Source organism: Flavobacterium okayamense, from assembly GCF_019702945.1.
Lineage (GTDB): Bacteria > Bacteroidota > Bacteroidia > Flavobacteriales > Flavobacteriaceae > Flavobacterium > Flavobacterium okayamense.
On record NZ_AP024749.1, the window covers coordinates 733,911 to 755,623 of the forward strand.

Below are 21,713 nucleotides of genomic sequence, written 5' to 3' on the forward strand. Positions count from 1 at the left end.
TCATGCGTAAAATTCTACTATTCTTTATTGTAATAATTCCTTTTTTAGGGTTTTCACAACAAGATGAAGAAGTACACTCTATATATTTTGAATTTGATAAATACAATTTAAAGCCTGAACAAGCTGATGGAGTTGTCAATTTCGTAAAAAAATTAGATACAACCAAAGTTGAATCTATTGAAATATTTGGATATTGTGACGATAGAGGTAAAGATGCTTATAATTATAAATTATCGACAAATAGAGCTACTACAGTAAAAAACAAACTTGTTGAAAAAGGCATAAAAAATAAAATTATAATTACAATAGAGGGAAAAGGGCGTATTTTAATTGACGAAGATGTATTAGATAATGTTCCTGAAGTCCGTTCAAAAAACCGTCGTGTAGATGTTGTTGTTAATTACAAGCCTGTAGTTGTGTCGCATTTAGGCATACCACATTTGTATGAACAACTCCCTAAAAATCCTGTTGTTGGTGATCGAATTTATTTAGACGATGTGTTATTTGAACGAGGTAGTAGTAATCTAACGTTTAAAGCAAAAAAACAATTAGATTTTATTGCAAGACAATTATATCGATTTCCTAAACTTGAATTTGAAATTCAAGGCCATGTTTGTTGTACACCTTATCATACAGAAGCCATTGATCGTGCTACAAAAAAGCGTGAGTTATCTATTAACAGAGCAGAACGTGTTTTTAAATACTTTTCTTCAAAAAAAATTGCTAAATCAAGAATGAAAACTATTGGATTGGGGAACAGTCAACCTCTAGGCAAAGGTTCACAATTTGATAGAAGAGTGGAATTAGTTATTACGAAGATTTAATATAAAAAAAGGCTGAAAATATAATCAGCCTTTTTTCATTCTTATATGCGGAATATCGTCTTCTAAGTACATTTCGCTGATTTTTACAAATCCGTGAGACTCATAAAATTTTTGCAAATATTCTTGAGCTGAAATTTCAATAGTTGTTTCGTTGAAATTTTCTTTTATCGCTTCAATAGAAACTCGCATTAAATCGTGTCCGAATTTTTTATCGCGACATTTCTGTTTTACTACCACTCTTCCTATTGAGGTTTCCTCAAAATAATATCCTTTATCAAATAAACGCGAATAAGCCACCAATTCTTCGTTATAATATCCTAAAACGTGAATTGCCTTTGCGTCTTTGCCATCTACATCTTGATAAACGCAATTTTGCTCCACCACAAACACTTCTGAACGCAATTGGAGTAAATTATATAGTTCGCTTATAGAAAGCTCGTTAAATCGCTTTATTTTGAATTTAATTTCCATTGTAATAAAATTGTCATTCCGATGTTAGGAGGAAACTCATAATACATAGATTTTTCGCTTTGTTCAGACTCGAGGCGTTGCCGAACAGAGCGAAGCTGATAACAAAAAATATGAAGTTAATATTACTTCAAAAACTTAACCGACTGTATAATCGCTTCGAGTTCGAAAACTAAATCGCGTTTTGCTTTCGACGGATTGTAAGTAAATCCTTCAAGAATTAAGTAGCGATTATTTCTAGTATCTTTTATAGCGTAATTTACAAAAGGTCCAGCCATGAAATCGTTCTTCAATTCCCAGGTTCCTTTTGTTAAGAAAGTTTTTCTACCTTGAATTTTAGTATCAAACAAATACGGCGCATAAGCTTCCTCAGTAATCATCCAAGTATTTGGTAAAACTCCATGAATATTTTGTTTACCAATTGAATCACGCATTTTAATGATGTTTCCAATTACTGCACTATCATTTTCAATTTTGTTAATGGGAACCTGATAAACTAAAATACTGTTATAACCAGATGAAAATTCTTTTCTTATCCATAGAAAATCATCCTTTAACATGTCGTATTTATATCCATATCCAATTTCTAAACTAACACCAAAACGATCCTTTATGTTTTTGTCGCTTATTAGTGATTTTCTAATTCTTTTTTGGTTTTCTGTAATTTCAGAAGCTTTTAGAGATTGAATAATTTCAGGTGTTTTTTCTTCAAGAAGTTTTAAGATTTCTTCATTGTTTTTACCCGAAATAAAAAAAACTTTTTGAGGTTTTGCGTACTGATTGTCTTTTGCAACATACGAATTTTGTCCACCTTTTGAGATGTAAACAATGTTTCGACTTTTACGTGCAAAACCTTCAAAAATTTTAGTTGGATACTGATTTAGGTTGAACAATGGCTCTTCTTGAGGTAATCCATCAACTGGAGCAGCAAATTTCTTACGTATTGAATCGCCAATTTCTCCATTCCATAAATTTTCATCTATAAAAAATGAGACATTATTAATTTTCCCGTTCGAGTCAGACAAAACCGCTTTTTTATCGGCTTCGGTTTCTTGGCATGCAATTAAAATTAGGGCACAAACAAAAACTAAAAGAAATTTTTTCATCAGTAAATTGGTTTTTAAAATTCAAATTTGGGTGTGAAATTAACCATTTGTTTTTAATTTCATTCCCGGTTGAATATTATCACCACTAATATCGTTCCATTTTTTTAAATCTTCTGCAGAAATTCCTGGAAATTTTCTAGCAATTGAATATAACGAGTCCCCAGATTGAACAGTATAAGTTCCATTATTACTAGTATTTTTAGAATTTGAGACTGCCACAGGTTTACTTGAATAAATTTTTAAAGATTTACCTGCGTGTATTGTATTTCCTCTTAGATTATTCCATCTTCTCAAGTTTGCTATTGAAACATTATACTTATCTGCAATTAACCCAATACTTTCTCCTCTTCTAATTTTATGATAAATCACATTTGAAGATGATGAAGAATTACTTACAATAGCTTCTGTTTGAATACCTTCTTTTTTAGTTGCCAAATAATCTACATAAGCATAAACTTTATCTTCATTTGACACAAACAGGCCTAATTTATTTTTAGGCAAACGTAAATAATGTTGTTTCCCCTCTACAAACGGAATAATATTTAATTTGTAAATAGGATTTAAAAATTCGATTTGCTCAACGGGAATATCTAATAAATCGGAAACTTGTTGGAACGAGATTTCTCTTTTTACAGCAATTGTATCCGTTTCAAAATAAGAAGCAGTTGCTTTTTGAGGTTGTAAACCATGTTCTTTTTTGTATTCGAAAATATACATAGTTGCTAAAAATGCTGGAACGTAATTTGCTGTTTCACGTGGAAGGTTTCTGCGAATATTCCAGTAATTTTGACTTCCACCCGAACGACGGATTGCTTTTGATACATTTCCTGGTCCGGCATTATAAGAAGCTAAAACCAAACTCCAATCACCAAAAATTCCGTATAAATTTGATAAATATTGACAAGCAGCTTCTGTTGCTTTTAACGGATCGTAACGTTCGTCTACATAAGAATTTACTTCAAGATTGTATTGTTTCCCTGTTGGATACATAAATTGCCATAAACCTGTTGCGCCAACTCTTGAACGTGCTTTAGGATTTAATGCTGATTCTACAATTGCCAAATATTTAATCTCTAACGGAACATCGTATTTTGCTAAATGTTCTTCAAACATTGGAAAATAATATTCAGAAATTGCCATCAAACGCTCCATTGAACTTTTTCTGTTTTTTAAAAATGCTTTAATCACATTTTCTAAAGCCGGTGTATGTTCAATATTAAATGGAGACTGTGCGTCTAATTTTGCTAAACGTTTCTTTAGAACTTCAGTAGACAAATCATAATTAACGTTTCCTAACGAATCGATATCTATTTCGGTAACGTCGTTTTGCATTTCTTCAAAAATTTCTTCATTAGAAAGTTCTGCCATCCATCGTTCATCAATACAATTGCTTGTATTGTGATTTACAAATGTAGCTTTTAACGAATCGATATATGAAACTTTTGGAAGTTCTAAATTTGGTTCTACTTGTGCTTCTTCTTGAGCAAAGCTTGCAAAAGAATAGCTTAGTAAAATGGAAGTAATTATATGTTTTTTCATTAGTATAAAATTTAAATTTGGGGAAATTAAATTATACTATAACTTGTTTATTTTCAAATTATTGTGCTAATAGTAGCAAATATAACTTTTTATTTTTAAATTAATCTAAAATTGCAGCAATTCCAGGAAGTACTCGTCCTTCTAACATTTCTAACATTGCACCACCTCCAGTTGAAACATAACTCATTTTATCTTCAAATCCGAATTGTTTTACTGCAGCAACACTATCGCCACCACCTACAAGTGAAAAAGCACCATTTGCAGTTGATTCGGCTATGAAATCACCTAGTTTTATAGTTCCGTTTGCGAAACTTTCCATTTCAAAAACTCCTAAAGGTCCGTTCCAAAGTATCGTTTTCGAATCTAAAATTAATCTTCTGAAAATTTCTAATGATTTCGGACCTGCGTCTAAACCTTGCCATCCATCAGGAATTTGATTCACATCAATAACTTGTGTATTGGCATCGTTTGTAAAAGCATCTGCTGCGATAACATCAACAGGTAAGTGAATTTGAACTCCTTTTTCTTTGGCTTTTTTCAAGATTTCAATCGCTAAATCTAATTTATCATCTTCACAAATCGAATTTCCGATTTTTCCACCTAGCGCTTTGATAAAAGTAAAAGTCATTCCACCACCAATAATCATATGATTAACTTTATCTAAGATATTCTCGATAATAGTAATTTTTGAAGACACTTTACTTCCGCCTAAAATAGCCGTTACTGGTTTTTCAGAATCGCTCAATACTTTATTAATACTTTCAATTTCTTTGGCTAACAAATAACCAAAACACTTATCTTTTGGATAAAATTGAGCAATAATTGCAGTTGAAGCATGCGCTCTGTGTGCCGTTCCAAAAGCATCGTTAACATAAATATCACCCAATTTTGCTAATTTTTCAGCAAATGCAACATCCCCTTTTTCTTCTTCGGCATGAAAGCGAAGATTTTCTAATAATAAAATTTCACCTGCATTTAGACTAGCCGCTGCATTTTCAACTTCTGATCCAATACAATCGTTCACAAATTTTACTTTTTTACCTAAAACTTCTTCAATTTTATATACGATATGACTTAATGAATATTTTGCTTCAACACCTTTTGGTCTTCCTAAATGACTCATTAAAATAACACTTCCTCCATCATTAAGAATTTTATCTATTGTTGGTTTCGCAGCTTCAATTCTTGTAGCGTCAGTTACTTTAAAATTATCATCTAATGGTACATTAAAATCTACACGAATAATAGCTCTTTTGTTTGAAAAGTTAAAATCATTAAGGGTTTTCATGAATTCTATTTTAGGTTATATTGCAAATATAAAATATTGATGCTAATAAAATTATAACATCCCTCATATTTGCTAAAAAATTAACCGTTAACGTTTTCGTAATTGAAATTAAGCACTGATTTGTTCTCTTTACGTATATTTACAGCTCTTTTTACACATTTTTATGTATTAGCTTATGCTTTTTTCTGAGATTTTAGGACAAGAACATATTAAAAACCATTTAATTAAAAGTGCCAATGCTGGAAGAATTCCGCATGCACAATTATTTGTTGGTCCTGAAGGAAGCGGAACTTTACCTATGGCAATTGCTTATGCACAATATATTTTGTGTCAAAATTCAGCAGAAAATAATACAGGTAACGAAGCTTGTAATTTAAAATTCAATCATTTATCGCACCCTGATTTACATTTTGCTTTTCCCGTTGCTACTAATGATGAGGTTAAGAACAAACCAGTTAGTGCCAACTTTTTAACATCGTGGCGAGAATTTGTTTTGGAAAATCCGTATGCGGGATTGTTTGATTGGTACAAAAAAATAGGAGTAGAGAAGAAGCAAGGCCAAATAGGTGTTGATGAAGCCTCTGAAATAAACAAATCACTTGCCTTAAAAGCTTATGAAGGTGGTTATAAAGTTATGATTATTTGGATGGCTGATAAAATGAATACTTCAGCTTCCAATAAATTACTTAAACTAATTGAAGAACCACCTGCAAAGACAATTTTCATTCTTATTACGGAACATTTAGAAGATATTTTACAAACTATTTATTCGCGTTGTCAAGTTTTAGATTTTATTGGTTTACCTGAAAGTGAAATAGTAAAAGGATTAGTTTCACGTGAAAATTGTGAAGAAAAAATAGCGCAAAAAATAGCGCATCAAAGTGAAGGAAACTACAATAAAGCATTACACATTTTAAGAAATGATGCTACTGAATATCCTTTTGAAGAATGGTTTATTCAATGGGTGAGGAGTGCATTTAGAGCAAAAGGAAATGCAGCTGCAATTCAAGATCTTATCATATGGAGCGAAACTATTGCAGGACTGGGTAGAGAAGTGCAAAAGCAATTTTTAAACTATTGTATTTTCTTTTTTAGACAAGCGTTATTACACAATTATCAAACAAAAGAATTGGTCTATTATGAATCAAATGTTTCAAAATTTGAGCTTGAAAAATTTGCGCCATTTGTAGATGGAAATAATATTTTACCTATATTTAAGGAGCTAGAAGATGCTATTTATCACATCGAAAGAAACGGAAATAGTAAAATAGTTCTTACCGATTTATCTATTAAATTAACACGACTTATTCATAAAAAATAACTACTATGATTACACAAACGACTCCAATTTTACTTTTAGCTTTATTAGCGGTTACTTTTTTACAATCTGGTTATGATAAAATAAAAGATTGGAAAGGAAATGTAGAGTGGCTAAAAGGTCATTTTGCTGAAACTATTTTAGGAAAACAAGTGCCTATTGCACTTTTTATTATCCTAATTCTTGAGATTTTCTCTGGTGTTTTTTGCGTTGCGGGTATTATCGAATTATTCACGACTAGTGACACTATGGTAGGTTACTATGGTGCTGTTTTGTCTTGTATTACACTTATTTTCTTATTATTTGGACAACGAATTGCGAAAGATTATGATGGTGCTCGAACTATTGTTATTTACTTTGTTCCAGCAATTTTTGCGGTGTTCCTTTTAAGTTAAATATCAATTTTTAAATAGAAAGCCTCGCAAATGCGAGGCTTTTATAATTTATAACTAATCGACAACATTACTATTCTTGGTAAAATATAAGTTGTATTGTTTGAGATTAAGAAATCGGAAAAACTATTGTTTACTTTAGTTCCATTGTTGAGATAGTTTTGTGCAGACAATTCAAAACGGAATGGATTGTTTTTCTTTTGATAGCTTAAAAATGCATTGGCAATAGCAAACCTGTTATTTTGATTATTACTATTTTTATTAAACGTTACTTCGTAATCGGTTTTAAAGTTGAAATTCTTCAAGAAGTCAATATCTACATCAAATGAAATTCTATCGTTAGTAAAATTCGATTTTGTTAAACCCGAAAACTGACTAAAATCTTTATTGTAACCAATACTCGCGCTTGGCCATTTCTTGGTAGCTGTTCGCAATTTTAATCCGAAAGATTGATTGTTTCTATCGTTTGAAGTTGTAGTTCCGTTTAAGGTTTGAACATAATTAAACCAACTTAAATTGGTTGTAAACTGTAAACGAAAGCGATATATTTTCTTCGAAATATTAGCATTTACACGCCAATTCGTTTCAGGATTATCGGTTAAAATAGGAGTAGAGAATTGATTGATTCCGTCGAGTTCAATAACATTACGAATCGTTCTTATTTTTTTATTGAAGCTCGCATTTGCAAACAACATTAAACCGCGATACATACTCGATTTTGTGTAACGCAAACTTGCCGAATGAAAACGCTCATTTTTCAACAATGCATTTCCTTTGTAAACCGAATTATAACTTTGCAAAGTATAACGCTCTAACAAACGAGTAGCATCGGGAAAATCATTACTTAACTTGTAATTAAACTTTAAACTTTCCGATTGATTGAATTCGTATTCACTATTAAATTGTGGCTCAAAATAGGTTCTGTTTAACGAATAATCAGAAGTAATTTGTTTGGTTTTTAAATGATAAAAGTGCGTGTAAATAGCAGGTTTATTAATCCATTTTCCAATTTTAAATTTGTATTCCAATCCTACATAAAAATCATTTAAAACATAGTCTAAATCGTTACCAAATCCGTTAGCTGCAAAATCATTAACTGAACCATCGGTTAAAAATTGTTTTTCGGAAATCGTTAACTGCGTTGTGCCAAAGTTATTTCCAACATTCGTGTACAAATGATTGAAGTTATTCAGAATCCAATAATGTTTAAACAATGCATCAACACTATTGTTTTTTACTTTTTTAACTTGTTGAATGTTGTATTCACTATCGTTTTGCAATGGAATTAATCCCGCTAAAAATTCGGTATCGGTTAACCAAGTGTTTTGTGGTTTGTTGTTTTCAAAACTATGATTTACAACAAAAGTTGTCGTGTGGTTTTTATTTTTAAACTGCTTATGCCATTCTAAAAATTGTTTCCATTGCGAATTATCGGCATTTTGAATATTTTGGAAGTTATTTTGGCTACCATCACGCACCGAAAGTATTTGATTGGTAATATCATTACTGCTCGCTTGAAATTGGCCGTTATAAAACCATTTCGATTGATTGGTAGGCGAGAAGTTTAATTTAACGTTTCCGATTCCTAAAAGCGCTTTATTTTGCGTTGTGCTGGTTTTATCTTCGAAAGTAAAGGCACTATTTTGCAAATATTCATTTTGAGATTCACTGAATGATGCTGTAAAAAGTTTTGAAAAAATCCCGAAACCTTCGATATCGAGCTTTGAATTAATTTCTTGGCGGAAATTTAAGGCAGAAAATTGCGATTTATTTTCTACCACATCAGTATTATCGGAAGCAAAGTTATATAAATTCGTTAACGATTTTCTACCTGAAATAAAACTGCTCACACCGCCTTGAAAACGCATCATGTCTTCAAAAGAAAAGGTTCGTTTTCCGATGTTATTAATATCGCCTATATAACTCACATTGGTTTTGGGTGCGTAATAAAACAACCCTGCGTGACCCAGATAAAACCCGTTATCGTTTGCCACTTCAGCACCTGCTTCTACATCGCCAAAAATAAATTTCTTTTTGTCTTCTTTTAGTTTCACGTTCATCGCTAAATCTTCGCTATCGGAAACTTGTTTTAAAAAGCCTACTTCGTTAAAATTATCAATTACTTCAACTTTATCTAAAGCATCGGCAGGAATATTTTCGACAGCTAATTTCGTACCGCCACCAAAGAACGATTTGCCTTCGACCAGCATTTTCGTAACTTTTTTGCCTTGCACCGTAACCGAACCGTCTTTGCTTACTTCAACACCAGGCATTTTCTCGAGCACTTCTTTCATTTTACGTTCGTTGCCGTTTGCAAATGCTTTTACATCGTAAATAAGCGTGTCTTTTTTTACAATAACAGGTTGGTAATCGTAATTGATTACAATTTCTTTGAGTTCTTGCCCTGTTTCTTTGAGTTTAAAAATGTGTTCTCGTATGGTAAAATTAGCGGGAAGCTGTAAAACTTCTTCTTTAAAACCAAGATAAGAAACCTTAACCTCATAAGGTGTGTCTTTTTCAAGCTCTAACTTGTACCGACCTAGATGATCCGCAATAGAAAATTTAAGCCCTGCATTTTCTACTAACGGTTTTGCCATAACATTAGCATTTTGCAACGGATTGCCAATGCTATCTTGTACAACGCCTGTTAGGGTTTGGGAAAAAGTAAAAAATGGTAATAAAATAAATGTAAATAAGAGATTACGCATTAATTCATTTTAGTTTTTTCAACAAATTCATCTTGAGTAATTACCTTATTATTTGGAATGTAGATTTTAATTTCTTCTTTAAAAAATTCTATTTTTTTTGCAACTAACTTTGTTTTATTATATTCTAATTCTAATATTAAACCTGGTAATCCCATATAACCATTTGGTCCGTAATTAAAATTTATTTGAGGTGTATACCATGCCGTTATCTCTCTTGAACCTGCATTACCATGTCTTGTCGTAAAATTAATAGTACACATTGCTTTGTAACAAACATAATTATCTATAGTTTTTGAATCATCTAATAAAATCCAATTAAAATCATTATCAACTTTCAAATTGACATCATCAATAGTCCTAAAAAGCTCATTGTTAACCTTTGAGAAATAATAAGAGTTTATTAAATATATAGCATTTGCAAGTTTTTCTATTTTTTCTTGTTTTTCATCTTTTTGAATGGTTTTTTCTTCGTTAAAAACAAACCCCTTACTATTTGCTTGAAGTATAAATTTCTTGTCGTTAAAACTTGAATTTATTTTATCTGTTAATGCGTTAATTTTTTCATTATCAGAGTTTTTAGTCAACATAGGTTCTACCGAAGTAGAATATTCTACTTTTAAAGATTTGTAGCTCTGTGAGTAAATAGAATAGGAAATAAAAAATAAAAACAGTATAGTCTTTTTCATAATTTTATAAATAAAAATCAAGGGCATTTTTCATGCCCTTGATAATAGTTGATTAATTGTCACATAAATCGTATGCCGCCAATATAATTTGCCCTGCCTCAACGTCAGAGTATTCACAACCATGTAACGCTTCTAAATCATCTAATACTTGAAAAGAAAATGCAATACAAGGATCATTTCTTAAAACTTCAACAGATTCAATTTTTTCATTATTTGCCATACCAGCAAAAGATAAAGTCACAAGTGCAACTGCACTAAACATTAATTTCTTCATTTTTTAAAATTTTGTTTTTGAAATTGTTTCTTTTTACGATTTCAATTGTTAAACATTTCATTACTGGTGCACCGTTACAAACTTAAAAGGTTTTCTTACAAAGTTGGATACAGATTTTCTATACATTTTGTTAAAGTTTCACTTTTTGTAACTTGTTGTTTTACAAAGAAAAAAGAAAATTAAGCGTTAAAATTATATTGATTTTAATCGTTTTTTGTGTTTTTTAAAACAAAATAAAGTTCATTTTTATTGCATTTAATATTATAAATTAAGTTAAAGAAGTTGCCTTTTTGTTTTAATCTGTCAAAGTATTTTTTAAATCAGCCATTCTTGTTCTAATGATTTCTTGATATTCCTCGTGAGAAATTAATTTCCCTTCTTTACTAAATTCGACATTAATATTTTTAGAAAGAACAATTTTATTTGCTATAAACGTCGTATTTCTATCTGTTAATTCTAAAATTAAACCCGGCAAACCAAAATAGCCTTTTGGTCCAAAAGAATAAGGTAATTCAGGACAAAACCATGCTGTAATCGTTTTTGTTTGAGTTCCTTTGCTTGTTCTATATTCAATTTCTTGTATCGCTTTATAACATATAAGTTTATCTATAAGCTTAGTTTCATTTAAAAATTTCCAATTGTTTTGAAGACTAGTATAAACTAAAAACTCTTTGTCTTTAAAAACACCTAATGAACTTGCAGAATTATTATAATAGCTCTTATTTTCTTTTAAAACAGTTAAAATTTTATTTCTACAGTTTGCCCAAGCTATTGCAAATTTTACCTCTGAATCTTCAATAGACTCAACCAATGAGAACACTGATTCTTCTTTATTAAAAACTAATTTTAAATTAATTTTATCGCTTCCTGCAATAGCTTTTTGTTGCATTAAATCAACTCTAGAAGATTTTTCTTTTAAAGTAGAATCAATTGCAAAAACAACTTTATAATAAACTTCTCCGCCCATTTCTTGTGAATACGAAAGAAGTTGAAAAACTAGGAAAAATAATACAATCGTTTTTTTCATTTCTATAATACTGAATAAAAGTTAATTTCTATCAAATTCTTTCATAAAAGCTTCACCCACTTTATTTTGGTAATCTTGATCTGCAATTTTGATTCCTTTAGTTGGTAAAACAATAGGCTCATCTAGAGGTTTAAACTCGATTTTTATTGCGCCAAAAACATTATTCCACTCTTGAAGTTCTAGAATTAAACCTGGTAAACCACCATAACCTGCTGGTCCAAATGAATAGGGTAATTCTGGGCAAAACCAAGCAATTACAGGGTGATGAAACTCTCCCTTTCCATTTATTACAATGTATTCTGAAGTAGCTTTATAACACGTATAATTATCAATTTTTTTAGTTTCATTGGTTAAAACCCAATTTTTATTTAACGGCGAAGCTATTAAATATTTATTCTCAGTAAAAACACCTTCCTGATTATTATGATATAAAGTATCATTGTAAATAAACTTAGGTTTTACACATCTACTTGCCATTAATACACTGGAAATATTTTGTTCACCCATTCCCATTGTTTGTATATTCTCAAACTTTGAAATTGTATCACTAAAAACCAACTTAAATTCTAAAAATTTAGCTGCTTTAATTTGCTCGGAAAATATTTTGCCTATATATGGGCTTTCTAATAATTTTTTATCTTCTAATATTTTAAAGTTATAAGTAATTGTAGCGCTTTGTGAATAGCAAATTGTATTTAATAATAAAGCTAAAATTATTTTTTTCATTTTATTCAATCTTATATGAATTGTAAACATAAAAACTTCCTTACAAAAAGCAGATACAGAAAATATGTGTTTTTTGTTAAATTTTTATAACATTAAAAAAGTGGTTTTCGTATATTTCATAAAGAATAAAACAAAAAAAGCCCTGCAAATGCAGGGCTTTTTTTTATATCGTTTAAAGAAAATTATTTTTTCTCTTCTTCCTTAGTTTCTGTAGCTTCAGCTTTTTCTTCAACACCACCATTTGAAGCTTTAAACTCGTCGTTTAACTGTTTTAAAACTTCTTCAGTAATATCATAACCTTCTTTAGCATATAAAACTGTTGCAGCATCTCCAGTTCCGTAAATATAATCGTAACCTTGCTTTTTGCCGTAAGTTTTAATGTATTCTTTTACATCGTTGATTAATTTTGAACGAACGCTATCACTTTCAATTTGAATTTGGCGTAATAAAGCGTCTTGTTCCATCGCTAATTGTTGCTCTCTTTGTTGTAATTCGGCACCTTTTTGTTGTGCCCAAGCCATCCCTTTAATTTGTGCATTTTGTTGGAAATTAGCAGCTTCTGATTGGAATGCTTTTAATTTAGCCTCAAGCGGGCGACCCATTTCTTGAGATTTTACTTTAAATTTTGCGTCTTCATCTTTAAACTTCTCATATTTTTCCATTAATACAGCTGTATCAATATATGCAGATTTGAAAGATTCTTTTTGTTCGTTCTTGTTACAAGAAAATAAAGCTAATGCTAATCCTAAAATTAAAAGTGATTTCTTCATTTTTATCGTTCTAATTGTTTTTTTAAAATTTTGGTAAAAATAGTAATTCCCAATTATAAAATGGAGAATTTTTACAGTATAAATATAATTTATGGTTGTTTTATTTTAAAATAATTTCTGCTTATAAAAACCGACGTAAATAAATTCGATTTAAAAGACTTTCTAAAAAACGTAACCCAAATACATACTTAAGAGGTTTTTAATCAAAACTGGATTAAATAATGCGTTTTTTAGTTGTTTTTGAAGACATAAATGTGTGATGAAAACTCTTTTTTGAAAATTCCGCTCAAATTTGAGCAAAAACCAATAAAAAATCCTTTTACGAAATTCATTTTACCATTTTTATGTTTTTCAGAAAGTAAGCTCACATAAAAACTGTCAAACCACATCGGTTTAACTTTTATTAATTGCATTTTATGATTTGAAAATAATTTTTGAATACCATTTTTCGAAAAATGCCATAGATGTCTTGGCACATCATACGCAGCCCAAAATTTCTTGTAATATTTTGCATCGTACGATTTGAAATTTGGAACTGCAATAATTATCGTTCCGTTTGGCTTACAAATTCGTTTTAATTGTTGCAATTGAAAATCTAAATCGGGTACATGTTCTAAAACATGCCACATAGTAATTACGTCAAAACTATCATCAGAAATTGATTCTAAACTTTCTGTAAAATTAACACCTTTATTTTTTGCTAATTGTTTTGCACTTTCATTTGGTTCGATTCCTAAAGTTGTCCAACCTTGATTTTTTACTTCCACTAAAAAGTCTCCAGTTCCTGCTCCAATATCTAAAAGACTTCCTTTTAGAGAATAATTATTAATTAGATTTACTTTTTGACGTATTGCATTTCTCTTTACGAAGTGATACATTTTTTCAAAAAGAGATCTTTTCCCATCAGTATGCGAAATGTAATCTTCGCTTTCGTAATATGATGGTAATTTTTCTAAAGATGGAGTAGGAGTTGTTTTCAAAATTTCTCCTTCTTCATTTTGTAACAAAGAAAAAGATTCTCCAGAAACTGAAAAATCTTTTACGTTAATATATATGTTATTTTCTTTGAAAATCATTCTTGTGTTTCTTTATTTGACTTATCGACTCCGCTCGAGGTGACAAAATTTAGAATACTAATTACAATGTTTCACGTGAAACAATTTCTTTTCTCTTTATTCTTTTCTCTATTATCTAAAACCTATCTACCCATATAAATTAATAAAACAGAAATATCGCTTGGAGAAACACCACTTATACGAGAAGCTTGAGCAATTGTTTTTGGACGGATTTTATTAAGTTTCTGTTTTGCTTCAATTGAAATAGATTTAATTTTATTAAAATCAAAACTATCTGGTATGATTACATCTTCTAAACGTGTTAATTTATCTGCATGACTTTTTTCCTTCTCAATATAGCCTGAATATTTAACTTGAATTTCTGCCTGCTCAACAATTTCATCATCTAACTGATGTTCTTCTACATAATCACGGAATTGCTTGAACTTCATAAAATCGTCAAGTTCTAATTGCGGACGGGAAAATACTTTAAACATTTTATCGGGTTGACTCATTGGACTTGAACCTTTTTCTTCCAAAATAGGATTTGCATCAGCAGGTTTTACACTTGTCTCTTTAAAAAATTGAACAAAAGCTTCCGATTTACTTAACTTTTCTTCCATGCGATCCATACGATCTTGACTCGCTAAACCAATTGCATATCCTTTAGGTGTTAAGCGAATGTCGGCATTATCTTGTCGTAATAATGTTCTATATTCAGCACGAGAAGTAAACATACGATAAGGCTCTTCAGTTCCTTTCGTAATTAAGTCATCAATTAAAACTCCAATATATGCTTCATCTCTTTTTAAAATAAATGGATCTTGTTCTTTAACTTTTAACGCAGCATTAATTCCCGCCATCATTCCTTGAGAAGCAGCTTCTTCATAACCTGTAGTTCCATTTATTTGACCGGCAAAATATAAACCTTCAACTAACTTTGTTTCTAACGTATGTTTTAATTGTGTAGGTGGGAAGTAGTCATATTCAATAGCATAACCCGGACGGAAGAATTTTACATTCTCAAATCCAGGAACTGAACGTAAAGCTTTAAACTGAACATCTTCTGGTAACGATGTTGAAAATCCGTTTACGTAAATCTCTACAGTGTCCCAACCTTCCGGCTCAATAAATAATTGGTGTCTATCTTTATCTGCAAAACGATTAATCTTATCTTCAATCGACGGACAATATCTTGGACCAATACTTTTAATTCTTCCATTAAACATTGGACTACGATCGAAACCTTCACGAAGCAAATCGTGAACTTCTGGAGATGTATATGTCATCCAACACGAACGTTGTTTAGATAATGGCTTCGTTACATTAGAATAGGAAAATTTATGTGGATTTACATCACCTGGTTGTTCCACCATTTTAGAATAATCTAAAGAACGCCCATCAACTCGTGGAGGCGTTCCAGTTTTCATTCTACCAGATTCGAAACCTAATTTTATTAAATCTTCTGTTATTCCGAAAGAAGCACTTTCACCTGCACGACCACCACCAAATTGTTTATCGCCAATATGAATTAATCCATTTAAAAAAGTTCCATTCGTAAGCACTACTGTCTTGCCTTTTATTTCAATTCCAAGTGAAGTTTTTACTCCAACAAGTTTTCCGTTTTCGGTTAAAATTCCCGAAACCATTTCTTGGTAAAAATCTAAATTTGGAGTTCCTTCTAACATCAAACGCCACTCTTCAGCAAAACGCATACGATCACTTTGACAACGTGGCGACCACATTGCTGGACCTTTTGACATGTTCAACATTTTGAATTGAATGGCTGTTTTATCAGAAACAATTCCCGAATAACCACCAAGCGCATCAATCTCGCGAACGATTTGCCCTTTTGCAATTCCACCCATAGCAGGATTACAAGACATTTGTGCAATGTTTTGCAGATTCATTGTAACCAACAGAGTTGAACAACCTAAATTTGCAGCAGCAGCAGCAGCTTCACAACCGGCATGTCCAGCGCCAACAACTATAACATCATATTGATCTTGAAATAAACTCACTTTATAAAAACTTAATTCTTATATTATATAGTTCCACGTGGAACTTTTTATTTAAACAAAAACTTATTTGTTCCACGTGGAACAAATAAAACAAAAAGATATTTAATGTTTCACGTGGAACATCTTAATCTTTTCATCTTCTTTAGAGCGCATTAATTTTTCGTCACTATCAGATTTATCTTTATAACCACAATAATGAAGGATGCCATGTATCATAACTCTTTTTAGTTCTTCAACAAATGGAACATCAAAATCTGACGCATTATCAACAACTCTTTCAATAGATATAAAAATATCACCTTGTACTAAATTTCCTTCAGAATAATCAAAGCTTATTATATCAGTCAAAGTATCGTGATCTAAGTATTCTACATTGATTTTATATAGATATTCGTCATCACAAAATATATAATTTACTTCACCTAAAATTTTATCTTCAGACAAAACAACATGTTCAATCCAAGTGGAAAAAATTTCTTCGTTCTCTAATTGAAAATCTGATTCGTAATTATAAGTTATCATTTGACTTAAAATATTCTTGAACTTTTTGATTATAATTGGGATGCAAAGGTAAGCTTTGTCTGTTTAATATTTCTATACTATTCAAATAATCTTTTAATTGAGAAGGCAGAGGAGAAGAAGTGCCGTTAAAACTATCTTTATTTGTATTCGATTTACGCTTATTGTCTTCACCTTGTTGTTGGATTGCTTTTTCAAGTTTAAGCAACTCATGTTTTAAATTCATCATCTTATTTAAGGTCTCATTTTTAAAACCTTTGTTGATCAGTTGCTTTTCAATATCTTTCATTTGGTTCAAAGCATTTTGCCCAATACCGCCTAAACCTTCTTTTTTTAATTCTTTTTCTAAAGCATCTCTAAGTTGCTTTTGTTCTTTCAGAATATCGAGAATTTTTCCAGCATTTCCTTCTTGTCCATTTTCTCCTTCTGAACCACTTTGTCCAGATTGTCCAGGATTTTTTTCACCAGGCTTTTGTCCTTTTTGATCTCCATCTTGTTCTCCTGGTTGCATTCCTTTTTTCATTCCTTCACCTAATTCACCTTGCTTTTTTATAATATCTTTTAATTGCATATCTCCTTGACCTCCTCCAGGTTTAGGTTTTCCTTGGCCCATTCCAGACATTTGCATTTGCATTTGTGATTGGACATTACTTAAGAAATCAGCAAGTTTGTTGGCAGAACTTAATGCAAATTGTTGATGCGAAGTTCCTTTATAAATATTATTTTCAGCAAGAACTTCAAGTGCTTTATCAATATTATAATGTACTTCACCAACTTCTTTAAAAACTACTTCAGAAATCATAGGATTACGTAAAGCAACACTAAACAAACTATCATCAATGTGCTTGAACTGAACTTTTAAAGATTGTTGTTTTTTTAAAGCCTTATTAAACTGAAGATTTGTCTTTGAAGCTTCTTTAGTTTCTTTCATTAATTTCTCCTCGTCAAAAGAAAAGGTTAATAAATTATCTACAATTTGTCGAAGTAATTGAGCATCTTCTTGCATCGTTTCCATACCCCCAGACATCATAGAAGCAGACATTTTTTCACCTATTTCCTTCATCTTTTCACCAGCAGATTTTTGTTTAGGTGATGCTTTTTCTTTATTATTTTGTTCTAATTCTTCAGTGGCTTTATTTAAATCTTCTTCGATATTTTCTTGCTCTTTATCATCAACATCCAAGTCCATTGGCCTTTTAAGACTTTCGTTTTCTTTATCCAATTGATTTAATTCTTCCTTAATATCCTCAAACTCTTTATTAATCTTTTCTTGATTTTCTTTAGAATTGTTTTGTTTATCATCTGCAAGTTTTTCTTGCTTATCACCAAGATTTTGTAATTTATCAGCTAATTGTTGTGCTTTTTGTTCCACATAGAAACGCTTAGTCAATTCAACTAATTGCTCCAAATTCATTTTTTGAGTTTTAGCATTTTGTTTTAACTTATCGGCTTTATCAAATAGTTCTTCTTTTTGAAGCTTTTTAGATAGCTCTTCTAATTCTTTAAGAAGCTCTTCATTCTTTTCAGACTCTTTTTGAAACTCCTCTAATCGTCTTTGAAGCTCTTCTTTTTGTTCGTTGTTTTCCGTTTTAAATTCTTCTAAATTCTCTTCTAAATTTTTAGAGAATTCTTTCATCAATTCTTCTTGTTTTTTTTGACGGTCGACAAAATCTTGAATCTTCTTTTGATCTTTAAAATCTAAATTGGATTTTTCTTTATTCAACTTTTGAAGTTTATCCAATTCTGATAATTGTTTATCTTGATTTTGTAAAGACTTTTCAAGAGCATTGATATTTTCTTGCTGTTCTTGTAGTGTTTTATCTTCTTTTTCCGTTTGCGTTAACTCATAATAAGAAAAAATTGAAGATTTTGAAGATTTTGAACCATTAACTTGGTCATTATCAAACACTTCGAAGTAATAATCGTACTTTTTACCTTCTTCTAAACGTAAACCCGAAGGAAAAGTATATACAAAACGGTCTACGAATTCAGTCTTAACGGGAAGATTAGCTCTTTTTAAAATTTCACGATTATTTACATCATAATAAACGACTTGTAGTTTCGAAAGACCATAATCATCTGAAACATTTCCTATGATTACTTTTTCTTTTAACTTTAAACTATCTGGAGCAATTTGAGCAGAAATTGATGGAAATTGGTCTTTAATAGTTGTAATAGTATATCCTAACTTTTCATATTGCTTTACGGCACTATTGGAAGTTATAATTTGGTAATTAAAGTCAGAACGAATGCTTTTTGAAAAATTGAATAATCCGTTAACATTTTTGAAATCATAACTATTCTCAGCTTTTAATTGAATTTCCTCAGTAGCTTTTGTAGCAATGTTCCACGTTATAAGAGTTCCTTCCGGTACAATAGCGTTTCCGTTACCTTTAATAGTTTCCGATGCCTTTCTTAAATATGATGGAAAAGTCAATCTCATTGAAAAATCAACAATTGTAGGAACATTAACAACTTCTAAACTATAATTATTAGAAGTAATAGAGTTGGCTTCTAAATAAAAATCAGTAGAAGATTTTACACTTTCAAAAGTATATTCAAACTGACCATTAGCATTTTTCTCTAAAAAATAACTTTCGTTATTAAAATGAATTTTAACTTGTTCAGGAACAACATTACCTTTCGTAGTAACTTTTAAAGTAAATGATTTATTTTGTTCCACTTTTAAATCATCCGTTAGTAATTGAAAAGTAAATGGAGCAGGAGGCGCATATGCGGTTTCATAATGAACTACTCGATTTAAACTGTTTTCTAAAACCGAAGAATTTCCGGTAATATAAAACAAAACAAAAAGAAGAATAGGAATAATCGCAAATGGCAAATACTTTTTATTTCCTTTAAAATCTATAGCATTTGAAAATGGAATGGGTTGTAAAGCATTTGCTTTTTGATCAATGGAAGCTATAAGTAGTTCCGATTGTTCATTAGTATTAGAAAGCTGAAGAAAATTCAAAAGTTTGTCACCAACTTCAGAAAAATGATTGCCTATTATTTTAGAAGCATCAGTATAATCAATTCCTTTTTGAAGTTTAACTAATTTAAAAATTGGTAATACAATAAACTTCGCTAAAAGAAATAATTCAACAGAAATAAACAACCAAAACAAAATAGTTCTACCTAAAGTTGAAAGCCAAAGAAAATGTTCCACGAGTAATGTGAATATGAAATACAACAAACCTAAACCTATAAAAAGTAGCAATCCTTTTACGACTTCATTGGTATAAAACTTTCTTATAAAAGCTTCAAGTTTGCTATATATAACTGATTTTGACTCCAAATAACTTTAACTTTTGTTTATAACTGATAAAATTACAAATTTTTAATCCGCTAATTGTTAATAAAATTTCAAAATCTGTTAAATACGCTTTGATTTTCTAAATTCATAATTCACTCATCTAAATTCTAATTGTATCTTTGCATGATCCTTCGATAAGCTCAGGATGACAATAAGGAAAATATTTAAAATTATGACTAAACCCGTTCGCGTTAGATTTGCGCCAAGTCCAACAGGACCATTACATATTGGTGGTGTTCGTACTGCTTTGTTCAATTATTTATTTGCTAAAAAACACGGAGGAACTTTTTACTTAAGAGTTGAAGATACCGATCAAACTCGTTTTGTTCCGGGTGCTGAAGCTTATATTTTTGAAGCTTTAGAATGGTTAGGAATTGCTCCAGATGAAACTGTAGGAAAAAATGAGAAATTTGGACCATACAGACAAAGCGAACGTAAAGAATTATACAAACAATATGCTGACCAATTAGTTAATTCGGGTTGGGCGTATTATGCATTTGATACTGCCGAAGCTTTAGATGCGCATAGAAAGCAACACGAAGCCGAAGGAAAAACATTTATTTATAATTGGCACAACCGCGAAAAATTAGATACCTCTTTAGTACAATCTAAAGAAGACGTAGAAAAAAGAATTGCTAATGGTGAACATTATGTCATTCGTTTTAAAACTCCTATAAATGAAACTTTAGAAATAAATGATATCATTCGTGGAACGGTTAAGTTTGAAACGAACTTATTAGACGATAAAGTTTTATTTAAAAGTGATGGTATGCCAACCTATCATTTAGCAAATATTGTAGATGATCATTTAATGGAAACGTCTCACGTAATTCGTGGTGAAGAATGGTTACCAAGTTTACCTTTACACTTTTTGTTATACAAAGCATTTGGTTGGGAAGCACCAGAATTTGCTCATTTACCTTTAATCTTAAAACCAATAGGTAACGGAAAATTATCGAAAAGAGATGGTGATAAAATGGGATTCCCTGTATTTCCTTTAGAATGGAAAACGGAAGAAGGAACTTCAATGGGTTATAGAGAACAAGGTTATTTTCCAGAAGCTGTAGTAAACTTTTTAGCTTTACTAGGTTGGAATGATGGAACCGATAAAGAATTATTTTCATTAGACGAATTAGTAGCTTCTTTTGATTTAAATAGAGTAAACAAATCGGGAGCGAAGTTTGATCCAGAGAAAAACAAATGGTTCAATCATCAGTATTTAATACAAAAATCTGATGAAGAATTGGCGGTTTTATTTAAAGTTGAATTGGATAAAAAAGACATCTCGACTCCGCTCGATGTGACAAAAATTGTAGGTTTAGTTAAAGAACGCGCCAACTTCGTAACTGATTTATGGGATTTAGCGGATTATTTTTTTGTTGCACCAAGCAGTTATGATGAAAAAGTAACGAAAAAATGGAATGAAGAAACTAAAGAAACCTTAGCTAAAGTTGCTGAACAATTGAATGCTTATGCTGATTTTACATCACAAACTATTGAAGATAACTTAAAAGAGTGGATGACAGCAAACGAAATAGGAATGGGAAAAGTAATGCAGCCACTCCGATTAAGTTTAGTAGGTGAGTTAAAAGGACCACACTTGTTTGACATTATTGAAATGCTTGGTAAAGAAGAAACCATTAAGCGTATTGAAAAAGCAATAGCAACAGTATAAA

General features: G+C 30.7%; 18 protein-coding genes. 4 read left to right on the forward strand and 14 right to left on the reverse strand.

The window, feature by feature from the left end; all coding sequences use genetic code 11:
* Positions 1-2 precede the first annotated feature (2 nt).
* Positions 3-824, forward strand: a complete 822-nt coding sequence (locus tag KK2020170_RS03320) for an OmpA family protein (protein WP_221259388.1) — start codon at positions 3-5, stop codon at positions 822-824.
* Positions 825-848: 24 nt separating this feature from the next.
* Here KK2020170_RS03320 and KK2020170_RS03325 read toward each other — a convergent pair whose 3' ends face one another.
* From KK2020170_RS03325 to KK2020170_RS03340, 4 genes are all read right to left on the reverse strand, one after another.
* Complete coding sequence (locus KK2020170_RS03325; RefSeq protein WP_221259389.1) at positions 849-1,295, reverse strand: GNAT family N-acetyltransferase; 447 nt, start codon at positions 1,293-1,295, stop codon at positions 849-851.
* Positions 1,296-1,417: 122 nt separating this feature from the next.
* A complete protein-coding gene (locus KK2020170_RS03330) occupies positions 1,418-2,398 on the reverse strand; it encodes a DUF4837 family protein (protein ID WP_221259390.1) in 981 nt (326 codons plus the stop codon).
* Between the two features lie 39 nt (positions 2,399-2,437).
* The gene (locus KK2020170_RS03335; RefSeq protein WP_221259391.1) at positions 2,438-3,937 is read right to left on the reverse strand and encodes a lytic transglycosylase domain-containing protein; all 1,500 of its coding nucleotides are present in this window, start codon (positions 3,935-3,937) and stop codon (positions 2,438-2,440) included.
* A 100-nt stretch (positions 3,938-4,037) separates the two neighbouring features.
* Positions 4,038-5,225: a phosphoglycerate kinase gene (locus KK2020170_RS03340; RefSeq protein WP_221259392.1), complete on the reverse strand. Its 1,188-nt coding sequence runs from the start codon at positions 5,223-5,225 to the stop codon at positions 4,038-4,040.
* A gap of 175 nt (positions 5,226-5,400) precedes the next feature.
* On the opposite strand from KK2020170_RS03340, the gene KK2020170_RS03345 reads away from it, so the two are divergent.
* Together KK2020170_RS03345 and KK2020170_RS03350 are read left to right on the forward strand one after the other, a co-directional pair.
* Positions 5,401-6,546 (forward strand): DNA polymerase III subunit, encoded by a 1,146-nt coding sequence (locus tag KK2020170_RS03345; RefSeq protein ID WP_221259393.1) that lies wholly within the window; start codon positions 5,401-5,403, stop codon positions 6,544-6,546.
* Between the two features lie 5 nt (positions 6,547-6,551).
* Positions 6,552-6,938 carry a DoxX family protein gene (locus KK2020170_RS03350; protein ID WP_221259394.1) on the forward strand — a complete coding sequence of 129 codons (387 nt, stop codon included), beginning with the start codon at positions 6,552-6,554 and terminating at the stop codon, positions 6,936-6,938.
* 41 nt (positions 6,939-6,979) lie between these two features.
* Here KK2020170_RS03350 and KK2020170_RS03355 read toward each other — a convergent pair whose 3' ends face one another.
* From KK2020170_RS03355 to KK2020170_RS03400, 10 genes are all read right to left on the reverse strand, one after another.
* Positions 6,980-9,643, reverse strand: coding sequence for a TonB-dependent receptor family protein (locus KK2020170_RS03355; RefSeq protein WP_221259395.1), 2,664 nt, complete (start codon positions 9,641-9,643; stop codon positions 6,980-6,982).
* Positions 9,643-10,329, reverse strand: a complete 687-nt coding sequence (locus tag KK2020170_RS03360) for a GLPGLI family protein (protein ID WP_221259396.1) — start codon at positions 10,327-10,329, stop codon at positions 9,643-9,645. Before KK2020170_RS03360 ends, KK2020170_RS03355 begins: the two co-directional genes overlap by 1 nt.
* A gap of 52 nt (positions 10,330-10,381) precedes the next feature.
* Entirely contained in the window at positions 10,382-10,591 is a 210-nt protein-coding gene (locus KK2020170_RS03365; protein WP_221259397.1) for a hypothetical protein, read from the reverse strand.
* 307 nt (positions 10,592-10,898) lie between these two features.
* Positions 10,899-11,630: a GLPGLI family protein gene (locus tag KK2020170_RS03370; RefSeq protein ID WP_221259398.1), complete on the reverse strand. Its 732-nt coding sequence runs from the start codon at positions 11,628-11,630 to the stop codon at positions 10,899-10,901.
* Between the two features lie 21 nt (positions 11,631-11,651).
* Entirely contained in the window at positions 11,652-12,356 is a 705-nt protein-coding gene (locus tag KK2020170_RS03375; protein ID WP_221259399.1) for a GLPGLI family protein, read from the reverse strand.
* 182 nt (positions 12,357-12,538) lie between these two features.
* Positions 12,539-13,126, reverse strand: coding sequence for an OmpH/Skp family outer membrane protein (locus KK2020170_RS03380; RefSeq protein WP_221259400.1), 588 nt, complete (start codon positions 13,124-13,126; stop codon positions 12,539-12,541).
* 230 nt (positions 13,127-13,356) lie between these two features.
* Complete coding sequence (locus KK2020170_RS03385) at positions 13,357-14,202, reverse strand: class I SAM-dependent methyltransferase (RefSeq protein ID WP_221259401.1); 846 nt, start codon at positions 14,200-14,202, stop codon at positions 13,357-13,359.
* A gap of 122 nt (positions 14,203-14,324) precedes the next feature.
* The gene (gene mnmG / locus KK2020170_RS03390) at positions 14,325-16,202 is read right to left on the reverse strand and encodes a tRNA uridine-5-carboxymethylaminomethyl(34) synthesis enzyme MnmG (RefSeq protein ID WP_221259402.1); all 1,878 of its coding nucleotides are present in this window, start codon (positions 16,200-16,202) and stop codon (positions 14,325-14,327) included.
* Between the two features lie 102 nt (positions 16,203-16,304).
* Positions 16,305-16,724 (reverse strand): rRNA maturation RNase YbeY, encoded by a 420-nt coding sequence (gene ybeY, locus KK2020170_RS03395; RefSeq protein WP_221259403.1) that lies wholly within the window; start codon positions 16,722-16,724, stop codon positions 16,305-16,307.
* Positions 16,711-20,019, reverse strand: a complete 3,309-nt coding sequence (locus tag KK2020170_RS03400; protein WP_221259404.1) for a hypothetical protein — start codon at positions 20,017-20,019, stop codon at positions 16,711-16,713. The genes ybeY and KK2020170_RS03400 overlap by 14 nt, the downstream gene beginning before the upstream one ends.
* 190 nt (positions 20,020-20,209) lie before the next feature.
* Here KK2020170_RS03400 and gltX point away from each other — a divergent pair, with 190 nt between their 5' ends.
* A complete protein-coding gene (gltX, locus tag KK2020170_RS03405; RefSeq protein WP_221259405.1) occupies positions 20,210-21,712 on the forward strand; it encodes a glutamate--tRNA ligase in 1,503 nt (500 codons plus the stop codon).
* Position 21,713 lies beyond the last annotated feature (1 nt).

Bases quoted from the DNA above. Each gene is read 5' to 3' on its own strand.
- KK2020170_RS03365 (WP_221259397.1), bottom strand. From the start codon at position 10,591: ATGTTTAGTGCAGTTGCACTTGTGACTTTATCTTTTGCTGGTATGGCA.
- KK2020170_RS03330 (WP_221259390.1), bottom strand. From the start codon at position 2,398: ATGAAAAAATTTCTTTTAGTTTTTGTTTGTGCCCTAATTTTAATTGCA.
- KK2020170_RS03320 (WP_221259388.1), top strand. From the start codon at position 3: ATGCGTAAAATTCTACTATTCTTTATTGTAATAATTCCTTTTTTAGGG.
- KK2020170_RS03350 (WP_221259394.1), top strand. From the start codon at position 6,552: ATGATTACACAAACGACTCCAATTTTACTTTTAGCTTTATTAGCGGTT.
- KK2020170_RS03340 (WP_221259392.1), bottom strand. From the start codon at position 5,225: ATGAAAACCCTTAATGATTTTAACTTTTCAAACAAAAGAGCTATTATT.
- KK2020170_RS03380 (WP_221259400.1), bottom strand. From the start codon at position 13,126: ATGAAGAAATCACTTTTAATTTTAGGATTAGCATTAGCTTTATTTTCT.
- KK2020170_RS03355 (WP_221259395.1), bottom strand. From the start codon at position 9,643: ATGCGTAATCTCTTATTTACATTTATTTTATTACCATTTTTTACTTTT.
- KK2020170_RS03335 (WP_221259391.1), bottom strand. From the start codon at position 3,937: ATGAAAAAACATATAATTACTTCCATTTTACTAAGCTATTCTTTTGCA.
- KK2020170_RS03325 (WP_221259389.1), bottom strand. From the start codon at position 1,295: ATGGAAATTAAATTCAAAATAAAGCGATTTAACGAGCTTTCTATAAGC.
- KK2020170_RS03375 (WP_221259399.1), bottom strand. From the start codon at position 12,356: ATGAAAAAAATAATTTTAGCTTTATTATTAAATACAATTTGCTATTCA.
- KK2020170_RS03385 (WP_221259401.1), bottom strand. From the start codon at position 14,202: ATGATTTTCAAAGAAAATAACATATATATTAACGTAAAAGATTTTTCA.
- ybeY (WP_221259403.1), bottom strand. From the start codon at position 16,724: ATGATAACTTATAATTACGAATCAGATTTTCAATTAGAGAACGAAGAA.
- KK2020170_RS03360 (WP_221259396.1), bottom strand. From the start codon at position 10,329: ATGAAAAAGACTATACTGTTTTTATTTTTTATTTCCTATTCTATTTAC.
- gltX (WP_221259405.1), top strand. From the start codon at position 20,210: ATGACTAAACCCGTTCGCGTTAGATTTGCGCCAAGTCCAACAGGACCA.
- KK2020170_RS03370 (WP_221259398.1), bottom strand. From the start codon at position 11,630: ATGAAAAAAACGATTGTATTATTTTTCCTAGTTTTTCAACTTCTTTCG.
- KK2020170_RS03345 (WP_221259393.1), top strand. From the start codon at position 5,401: ATGCTTTTTTCTGAGATTTTAGGACAAGAACATATTAAAAACCATTTA.